This window comes from Micromonospora sp. D75 (genome assembly GCF_018070405.1).
GTDB lineage: Bacteria > Actinomycetota > Actinomycetes > Mycobacteriales > Micromonosporaceae > Micromonospora > Micromonospora chalcea.
This window is the reverse complement of record NZ_JAGPXV010000201.1, coordinates 1-8,973: the sequence shown is the minus strand read 5'-3', so window position 1 is coordinate 8,973 and position 8,973 is coordinate 1. Positions and strand designations below refer to the sequence as shown.

At 71.5% G+C, this 8,973-nt stretch carries 10 protein-coding genes; 7 read left to right on the top strand and 3 right to left on the bottom strand.

The window, feature by feature from the left end; translation table 11 throughout:
* Together KBX39_RS14520 and KBX39_RS14515 are read left to right on the top strand one after the other, a co-directional pair.
* Positions 1-913: fused MFS/spermidine synthase (locus KBX39_RS14520; protein WP_210871016.1), on the top strand; the 913-nt coding region annotated here is incomplete at its 5' end.
* A 71-nt stretch (positions 914-984) separates the two neighbouring features.
* Positions 985-2,607: a serine/threonine-protein kinase gene (locus KBX39_RS14515; protein ID WP_210871014.1), complete on the top strand. Its 1,623-nt coding sequence runs from the start codon at positions 985-987 to the stop codon at positions 2,605-2,607.
* A gap of 62 nt (positions 2,608-2,669) precedes the next feature.
* Here KBX39_RS14515 and KBX39_RS14510 read toward each other — a convergent pair whose 3' ends face one another.
* Together KBX39_RS14510 and KBX39_RS14505 are read right to left on the bottom strand one after the other, a co-directional pair.
* Entirely contained in the window at positions 2,670-3,338 is a 669-nt protein-coding gene (locus KBX39_RS14510) for a TrkA family potassium uptake protein (RefSeq protein ID WP_064446653.1), read from the bottom strand.
* Entirely contained in the window at positions 3,328-4,662 is a 1,335-nt protein-coding gene (locus tag KBX39_RS14505; RefSeq protein WP_210871012.1) for a TrkH family potassium uptake protein, read from the bottom strand. Before KBX39_RS14505 ends, KBX39_RS14510 begins: the two co-directional genes overlap by 11 nt.
* 106 nt (positions 4,663-4,768) lie before the next feature.
* On the opposite strand from KBX39_RS14505, the gene KBX39_RS14500 reads away from it, so the two are divergent.
* Positions 4,769-5,887 (top strand): glycerophosphodiester phosphodiesterase, encoded by a 1,119-nt coding sequence (locus KBX39_RS14500; RefSeq protein WP_210871011.1) that lies wholly within the window; start codon positions 4,769-4,771, stop codon positions 5,885-5,887.
* A 264-nt stretch (positions 5,888-6,151) separates the two neighbouring features.
* On the opposite strand, the gene KBX39_RS14495 is transcribed toward KBX39_RS14500, so the two are convergent.
* Positions 6,152-6,379 carry a GntR family transcriptional regulator gene (locus tag KBX39_RS14495; protein ID WP_069088015.1) on the bottom strand — a complete coding sequence of 76 codons (228 nt, stop codon included), beginning with the start codon at positions 6,377-6,379 and terminating at the stop codon, positions 6,152-6,154.
* 283 nt (positions 6,380-6,662) lie between these two features.
* Here KBX39_RS14495 and KBX39_RS14490 point away from each other — a divergent pair, with 283 nt between their 5' ends.
* The 4 genes from KBX39_RS14490 to KBX39_RS14475 form a co-directional block, all read left to right on the top strand.
* Positions 6,663-6,965, top strand: a complete 303-nt coding sequence (locus tag KBX39_RS14490; protein ID WP_064446650.1) for a DivIVA domain-containing protein — start codon at positions 6,663-6,665, stop codon at positions 6,963-6,965.
* The gene (locus KBX39_RS14485; protein WP_043328148.1) at positions 6,962-7,207 is read left to right on the top strand and encodes a hypothetical protein; all 246 of its coding nucleotides are present in this window, start codon (positions 6,962-6,964) and stop codon (positions 7,205-7,207) included. Before KBX39_RS14490 ends, KBX39_RS14485 begins: the two co-directional genes overlap by 4 nt.
* A 214-nt stretch (positions 7,208-7,421) precedes the next feature.
* On the top strand, positions 7,422-8,627 hold the full coding sequence (locus KBX39_RS14480; RefSeq protein WP_166457657.1) for a substrate-binding domain-containing protein: 1,206 nt from the start codon (positions 7,422-7,424) through the stop codon (positions 8,625-8,627).
* Positions 8,628-8,630: 3 nt separating this feature from the next.
* Positions 8,631-8,973 (top strand): ATP-binding cassette domain-containing protein (locus tag KBX39_RS14475; protein WP_210871009.1); only part of this gene is annotated, 343 nt, incomplete at its 3' end.

Sequence of the window (8,973 nt, the reverse complement as noted above, 5' to 3'; positions counted from 1 at the left end):
GGCCGGGGCCGGCGGGCCGTCCACGCCGGGCCGGGTCAAGGCCGCGCTGGCGTTGCTCGGTCTCGCCGCGGCGGGGCTCACCGCTGCCGCGCCGAACCCGTGCGACGTGGAGACCGCGTACCACTGCGCCCGGGTCGAGGTGGACCCGTCGTGGCCGCAGGGACGCACGCTCTACCTCAACTCGGCCGAGCACTCCTACGTCGACCTGAACGAGCCGAACCACCTGAAGTACGCGTACACGCAGTGGATCGGCCTGGTCGCGGACGTGGCGCGGCCGGCGAAGCAGCCGATGGACGCGCTGCACCTGGGCGGCGGCGGCTTCACCGTGCCGAACTACCTGGCCGCGACCCGGCCCGGCACCGACAACCTGGTGTTCGAGCTGGACGGCGGGCTGGTCGAGCTGGACCGGCGGGAGCTGGGCCTGCGCACCGGCCCGAAGATGCGCGCCGAGGTGGGCGACGCGCGGGTGCTGCTGCGCGGCGAGCCGACCGACAGCCGCGACTTCATCGTCGGCGACGCGTTCGGGCACCTGGTGGTGCCGTGGCACCTGGCGACCCGGGAGATGGCCGCCGACATCCGGCGGGTGCTGCGCCCGGACGGGATCTACGTGCAGAACGTCATCGACTACCCGCCGGGCCGGTTCATCCGGGCCGAGCTGGCCACGGTGAAGGCCGAGTTCGCGCACGTCGCGCTGATCGCGCCGCCCGGCGCGATCGACGGGGAGCAGGGCGCCAACTTCGTGATCGTCGCCTCGGACGCGCCGCTGCCGCTGGCAGCGATCCCGCCCGGTCTGAAGCTGCTGCCGGAGCGGGCCGAGCTGATGGACGAGGCGGCGGTGACCGAATGGGTGGGCGACGCGATGGTGCTCACCGACGACTACGCGCCGGTGGACCAACTCCTCGCGACCGCCTGAACGGGTGACTTTCCTGACCGATTCCGACCGCTGAGGTGTACCGGGGCCCACTTCGGGCAACAGGACCGACCATGGGTGGACCGGTCAGGAACGGCGTGCAACTGCTCGGCGAGCGCTATCGGCTCGTCGAGCAGTTGGGTGCGGGCGGCATGTCGGTCGTCTGGCGCGGCTACGACGAGGTGCTGGGCCGCCAGGTGGCGGTCAAGGTGCTGGCCTCGCGGCTGGCCAGCGACAAGGCGTTCCGGCACCGGATCCGGGTGGAGGCGCAGGCCGCCGCGCGGCTGTGCCACCCCAACATCACCAACGTGTACGACTACGGCGAGTCGGTCCAGGTCGGCCTGACCGTGCCGTACGTGGTCATGGAACTTGTCGACGGCGGTCCGCTCAGCGGGCGGCTCGGCCGCGACGGGCAGCTTCCCTGGCGGGAGGCGATGACCATCGGCGCGGAGGTCGCCTCGGCGCTGGCCGCCGCGCACGCCCGTGGCGTGGTGCACCGGGACGTGACCCCGGGCAACGTCATGCTGACCCCGACCGGCGTGAAGGTCGTCGACTTCGGCATCTCGGCGCTGGTGGGGGAGAGCGACAAGGGGCCGGACGGCGCGCTGCTCGGCACGCCGGCCTACCTCGCGCCGGAACGGCTGGACAACGGGCACGTCTCGCCCGCCACCGACGTGTACGCGGTCGGGCTGCTGCTCTACCGGATGCTGACCGGCCGCCTGCCGTGGCAGGCCAGCACCACCACCGAGATGCTGCGCGCGCACATGTACCGCGACCCGGACCCGATGCCGCCGGTGCCGGGCCTGCCCGAGCCGGTCGCCGCGCTGGTGCAGCGGTGCCTGGCCAAGCGCCCCGAGGACCGCCCGGCGACCGCCGAGGTGGCCCGTACGCTCGCCGAGGCCGCAGGGATCGCGGCGATCGTGCCGGTGTCACCGGCGTTCGGCCGGATGGACCCGGCGCTCGCCGAGAACGCGGGCACCACGATCCTGCCGTGGTCGGCGGAGACCGACGCGCTGCCGTTCTCGGCGGTGCGTACCCGCACGCGGCGGGCGGTGGCGCGGCGGCGCAAGGTGGAGGCCGGTGTCGCCGCCGTCGGCCTGATCGCGGTGACCGCCACGATGTGGGGACTGACGTCGCGGAGCCCGGCCAGCGGCGGTGTCGAGCCGACCGAGGCGCGGATGAGCCTGCCCGAGCCGACGCCCTGCGCTGTCGACTACTCGCTGCGCCGCGACACCGGCAAGGACTTCGCCGCCGAGTTGACGCTCACCAACACCGGTGACCGGGAACTGCGCGGCTGGACCATGAACTTCACGTTCCCCGGCAAGCAGACGGTCACCACGGCCCAGCCGCCGGCCCGGCAGGAGGGGCGTACCGTGTCGATTCCCGCGCCCACCGCGACCTCGGCGCTGGCGCCCGGCGCGTCGGCGAAGCTCACGCTGGCCGGCCGCTACACCGGGAGCAACACGCTGCCGGTGGAGTTCACCGTCGGCGGCAAGAGTTGCGGCGTGCAGGTGTCCGGGATCGCCGGGTCGGCGCCCACCACCGCGCCGCCGGTGAAGACGCCGGTCAAGTCGCCCACCAAGACCACCGCGAAGACCACCACCAAGAGCGGGCCGGCGAAGCCCAAACCGGCGAAGCCCAAGGCCGCGCCGAAGCCCGGCAAGGGCAAGGAGGGCCCCAAGGGAAAAGCACAGTAGACCAGTCGAAGGGGGGTGGGCCGGGCAAGGGCAAGGGCAAGGGCCCGAAGAAGGACTGACGGTCAGGCCAGCGCGGAGAAGCGTTGCACCTGGGTGATGCCGCCCTCCACGATGAGCACGCTGTCCGCCTCCAGCACCGTGTCCGGTCCGACGTACCGGAACCGTTCCCCGGCCTGCTTCTCACCCACCACCATCACGCCGTACCGGTCCTGCGGCGCGATGTCGCGCAGCGACCGCCCGACCAGCGGCGCCGGGACCTTGACCTTGGCGATGGCGAAGTCGTCGTCGAACTCGATGAAGTCGAGCATCCGGCTGACGATCAGATGCGCCACCCGCTCACCGGTCTCCGCCTCGGGGAAGACCACGTGGTGCGCGCCGACCGAGTGCAGGATCTTGGCGTGCTTCTCCGAGGTGGCCCGCGCCCAGATCTGCTCGATCCCCAGCTCGGCCAGGGCCAGTACGGTGAGCACGCTCGCCTCCAGCGACGCCCCGATCGCGACCACCACCCGGCGGAAGTCCGCCAGCCCGAGCTGGCGCAGCACCACCTCCTCGGTGGTGTCCGCCTGCACCACCCGGTCGAGGTCGGCCGACCAGTGCTGGACCCGCGCCGGGTCGTGGTCGATCGCCAGCACCTCGTAACCGAGGCGGGACAGCGAGTCCGCGAGGCGCGAGCCGAACCGGCCCAGGCCGATCACCGCGATGCCGGTCTCCTCCGGGCGTCTAGCCGACAATGGGTTGCTCCTCCGGGTAGCGGTACAGCCGTCGACGGGTGTTCAACGCGATGGCCGAGCCGAGCGTGAGCGGCCCGACCCGGCCGATGTACATGAGCGCGATCAGCACGTACTGACCGGGTGGGGAGAGCTGCCCGGACACCCCGACGGTCAGGCCGGTGGTGCTGAACGCGGAGGTGACCTCGAACAACGCGGCCGAGAACGACACGTGCGAGGTCAAACCGATCAGGCCGACCGTCCCACCCGCCACGAGCGCCACGCTCAGCAGCGCCACGGTCAGCGCCTGCCGCTGGCTGGCCGCCGCCACCCGGCGGTGCCCGACAGTGGTGTCCGGCTCGCCCCGCAACTCGGCCCAGATGGCGAAGCCGAGCAGGAAGAACGTGGAGACCTTGATGCCGCCGGCCGTGCTGGCGCTGCCGCCGCCGATGAACATCAGGCCGATCAGCATGGGGTAGCTCTCGTCGGTGAGCCGCCCGACGTTTATGACGTCGAAGCCGCCGGTACGGCTCAACGCGATCTGGGTGAACGACGCCAGCAGCTTGCCCGGCACGTCGAAGGTGCCGATCGTGAACGGGTTGCCCCACTCGGCCATCAGCAGGTAGGCGACGCCGAAGACGGTCAGCACCACGCTGCCCCAGACGGTCAGCTTCGTGGCGACCGCCCAGCGCGCCGGCTGCCGCCACTCGCGTACCGCCTCGAACAGCGCCGGAAAACCGAGCCCGCCGATGATCGCCCCGATGCTGAGCGGCAGCGCCACCCAGCCGTCGCGGGAGAACGCGATCAGACCGTCCGAGTAGAGCGCGAAGCCGCCGTTGTTGAACGCCTGCACCGAGTGGAACACCGCCGACCACAGCGCCCGGCCCGGCCGGTAGTCGTACGCCAGGAACAGGCGCGCGGCGACCACCGCAGTCATCAGGGCCTCGGTGACGAAGACGGTCGCCGCGATGCGCAACAGCAGCCGGCGTACGTCGCCGAGGCCGAACTCGGCGGTCTCCGCCTGCACGAGCAGCCGGTTGCGCAGGCCGAGCTGGCGGGAGACCGCCAGGATCACCAGCGACGCCCCGGTCAGGATGCCCAGGCCGCCGAGCTGCGTCAGCACGGTGATCATCACGAGCCCGAAGCCGTTCCAGTAGTTCGGCGTGTCGGTCACCGCCATCCCGGTCACCGACACCGCCGACGTGGACGTGAACAGCGCGGTGACGAACGGGGTGTACCGCTCCTCGCTGGTGGCCCAGGGCAGCATGAGCAGACCGGTGCCGACCAGGATCACCGCCAGGAACCCCAACGGCACCAGCCGCACGGGCTTCCGGAGCAGGCGGCGCATCCCGTCATCTTCCGTCCGGAGATTCACCGGCAGGTCAGGAACCGACCAACTGGCGGTCAACCGCGCCCGGTCTGCTGTGCGTACCCATCGACGACAGGAGACGGCGTTGCGACGTACCCTTTCCGCCCTCGGCGTGGCCGGCGCGCTGCTCGCGGCGGCTGTGGTGGTGCCGGCCGTGGCCGCCCAGGCCGGCCCGGACCACCGCGCCGCCGAGCAGGCCCGCGCGACCCAGCGGCCGATCGTGATCGGCCACCGCGGCGCGAGTGGCTACCGCCCGGAGCACACCCTGGAGGCCTACCGGCTCGCCATCCGGCAGGGCGCCGACTTCATCGAGCCGGACCTGGTCGCGACCAGGGACGGCGTCCTGGTCGCGCGGCACGAGAACGAGATCTCCGGTACGACAGACGTGGCCGCCCGCCCCGGGTTCGCCGCCCGCAAGGCCACGAAGACCATCGACGGGGTGACAGTCACCGGCTGGTTCACCGAGGACTTCACGCTGGCCGAGCTGAAGACGCTGCGGGCCAAGGAGCGGCTGCCCCAGGTGCGGGTCGCCAACACCGCGTTCGACGGCAGGTTCGAGATCCCGACCTTCCAGGAGGTCATCGACCTGGCGCGGGCCGAGTCGAAGGCCCGCGGCCGGACCATCGGCGTCTACCCGGAGACCAAGCACCCCACCTACTTCGCCTCGATCGGCCGCCCGCTGGAGGAGCCGCTGGTGGCGGTGCTGCGCCGCAACCGGCTCACCCACCGCGCCGACCCGGTGTTCGTGCAGAGCTTCGAGACCGCCAACCTGCGCAAACTCGACAAGATGATCGACGTACGGCTGGTGCAGCTCATGGACGCCAGCGGCGCGCCCTACGACTTCGTCGCGGGCGGCGACAAGCGGACCTACGCGGACCTGGCCACGCCCGCCGGACTGGCCTGGATCTCCCGGTACGCCGACGGCGTCGGCCTGAACAAGAACCTGATCGTGCCCCGCGACTCCGCCGGACGGCTGCTCGCGCCGACCCCGGTGATCCGTGACGCGCACCGGCAGAAGCTGGTGGTGCACGCGTGGACGTTCCGGGCCGAGAACCAGTTCCTGCCGGTGGACTTCCGCATCGGCGCCGACCCGAACGCGCGTGGCGACATCACATCCGAGTACGAGCTGTTCTTCGACCTGGGCCTGGACGGCGTGTTCAGCGACCACCCCGACACGGCGGTCGCCGCCCGAGCCGGCCGCTGACCCCTGCTCCTGTTCACGGGGTGCCCGCCGCAGCGGCGGGCACCCCGTTAGCGTGCCGGGGTCCGTCGCGCTCGCCCGCTCCCGAGATCTTGGTACGAAACGGCCCCCCGAGGGGCCATCCCGTACCAAGATCTCGGGCCTCCCCACCGATCTTGGACTTGTGGTGCCTCGCGTAAGCCGCGAACCGGGCATCTGAGGCGCCACAACTCCAAGATCGGCGGGGCGGGGCGGGGTGATGCCGCCACCTCGGCGTAGTGGAGTTGATCAGGCCGGGGGTTCGGCTACGTAGGTGCCTCGGCCGGGCTGGCCGGTGATCAGCTCGCGATCGTGCAGCAACGACATCGCACGGTAGGCCGTGTTCATGTGGACGCCGTAGGACTCGGCCAACTCGCGGGTCGAGGGCAGCCGGTCGCCCGGCTTCAGCTCGCCACTCTTGATCTTCGCGGCGATGTCGTTGGCGATACGGCGGAACGGTGCTTCTGCTGTGGGCATGGTGGGGACTCCGGTTGGTTCGGCGAATCCGATCCTGCCCTACCTGCACAAGTAACTGCAACAAGTTGCCCAGCGCGTCGAGTGTGGAGGCTCGCGCATAACCAGATACTGGTGTAGGTTGAGTCGCGTCCGGCTCCGGTTGGTTCGGCAAACCTCGGGAGTCGGACCCGGATTGGGCTCCGGGGTCGTACCGCCGAACGGGCTGCGGTCTCGGGGTCGGCGGCCCGCCCGCGTCCCCTGTCTGCGGGCGGGCCGCCTCCACGGCTCGGTGAGGAGGATCGGCGTGCGAAACGTGCTCAACCTGTTCAAGTCGGCGCGGCGTAACCGGACCCGGAGGCCGCCGAACCAGGGCTGGTACCGCTCGGAGTCGTGCCGGCCGCTGAGCGTCGGGCAGATCCGCGAGCGGAAGTTCCGCACCGTGCGGCACGGACTCGACCCGGCGGAGGTGCACGCCTTCCTCTACCGGGTGGCCGGTGACCTGGCGCTGGCCCGGCGCGACGCGTCCCGGTACGCCGAGGAGAACACCCGCATCAAGGCGGCGCTCAAGAGCTGGCAGTCCCGGTTCACGCCGGGCGCGCAGCGGTGAGCCGGGAGCGGTTCGTCGTACACCTGCCGGTTCTCGCGGCCGACCTCGACGGCGCGCGCGGGTTCGCGCGGGCCATCTGCCGGGCGCTCGGGTTCCTGGCCGACGTGGAGCGCGCCGGGACGACCGTGTCGCGGGAGGACGATCAGTCGGTACGCCACTGGGTCTGGTGCGACCGGCCGCGTGACGGTGGCCGGCGATGCGCACGGGCGGCCGACCATGACGGGGACTGCGGCGGGCGGTGACCGGCGCGATGGCGTGGGCCGACATTCCCGGCGAGGTGCGCGTGGTGGGTGCGGCCATCCCGGGTCGGCGCGGTTACGTGCCGATGTCCGGCGTTGTAACGAGCGGCCATCCCGTCCCGGGCACTTGTGTGCGCCGACCACATAGCCCGTGGGTGACGTCACTTCTAGCGTGAGCCGACAACTGACATTCCCCCTGTCCTCACCTGGAGTCGCAATGACGATCCGGCACACGCGACGGGTGTTCCTTACCGCCGCCACCTCGGTGGCGGTCGTTCTGGCCGCCACGGCCTGTGGCAGCCCGCAGGACACCGCATCCGGCGGCGGCGACGCCGCCGCCCCGGTCAAGGTCGGTCTGGTCTACTCCCAGTCCGGGCCGCTCGCCAGCTACGGCAAGCAGTACATCGAGGGCTTCAAGGCCGGCCTCGACTTCGCCACCAAGGGCACCGGCAAGGTCGGTGACCGCACGATCGAGGTGACCGAGGCCGACGACGCGGGCGACCCGGCCAAGGCCGTGTCCGCCGCGAAGGACCTGATCGGCAAGGGTACGAAGATCATCGCCGGGTCCACCTCCTCCGGGGTGGCGCTCCAGGTCGCGCCGATCGCCGCGCAGAACAAGGTGCTGTTCATCTCCGGCCCGGCCGCCACCGACGCGGTGACCGGCGCGAACAAGTACACGTTCCGCTCCGGCCGGCAGTCGTGGCAGGACGTGGTGACCGCCCGGTCGTTCATCGGCGACGCGGGCGGCAAGAAGGTAGTGGTGTTCGCGCAGGACGGCGCGTTCGGCGACGCGAACGAGGCCGCCGTCAAGGCCGTCATCGGGGGCGCGGGCGCGAACGTGAGCAGCGTGCGGGCCCCGGCCAGCGCCACCGAGTTCACGCCGTTCGCCAGCCAGATCAAGGCCGCCAAGCCGGACCTGCTCTTCGTCGCCTGGGCCGGCACCACCGCCGGCGCCATGTGGCAGACGCTCGACCAGCAGGGCGTCCTCGCCTCCACCACCGTCGTCACCGGCCTGGACATCCGCGCCTCGTGGCCGACGTTCGGCGCGGCCGGCAGCAAGATCTCGTTCCTGTCGCACTACTTCGACGGCGCCAGCGACACCGAGGCCGCCAAGGCCGCGAAGGCGAAGGTGCCGGGCGGCACGCTCGACCTGTTCCACCCGGACGGGTTCGCCGCCGCGCAGATGGTCGTCCGGGCCGTGCAGGAAGGCGGCGACGACGTGGAGAAGATGGTCACCGCGCTGGAGGGCTGGGAGTTCGAGGGCGTCAAGGGCACCATGAAGATCCGCGCCGAGGACCACGCCCTGCTCCAGCCGATGTACCAGGCGAAGCTCTCCGGCAGCGGCACCACCTTCACGGCGACCGCGCAGAAGTCGCTCACCGGTGACGAGAGCGCGCCGCCGGTCGCGCAGATGAAGGGCTGACCGATGCTCGCCACCCGCGGTCTGACCTGGCGGATCGGTGAGGTCGCCATCGTCGACTCCGTCTACCTCGATCTGGCGCCGGGGGAGTTCCTCGGCGTGATCGGGCCCAACGGCGCCGGCAAGACCTCCCTGTTCAACCTGATCACCGGCCTGCGCCGGCCCACCGAGGGCACGGTCCTGCTGGACGGCGCGGACATCACCGCGCTTGCGCCGCACCGGCGTGCCCGGCTCGGACTGGGGCGTACCTTCCAGGCGTCCTCGGTCTTCGGCTCGCTGAGCGTGCGGGAGAACGTCCGGCTCGCCGTACAGGCACACCGGGGTGGCTCGATGAAGCTGTGGCGGCGGG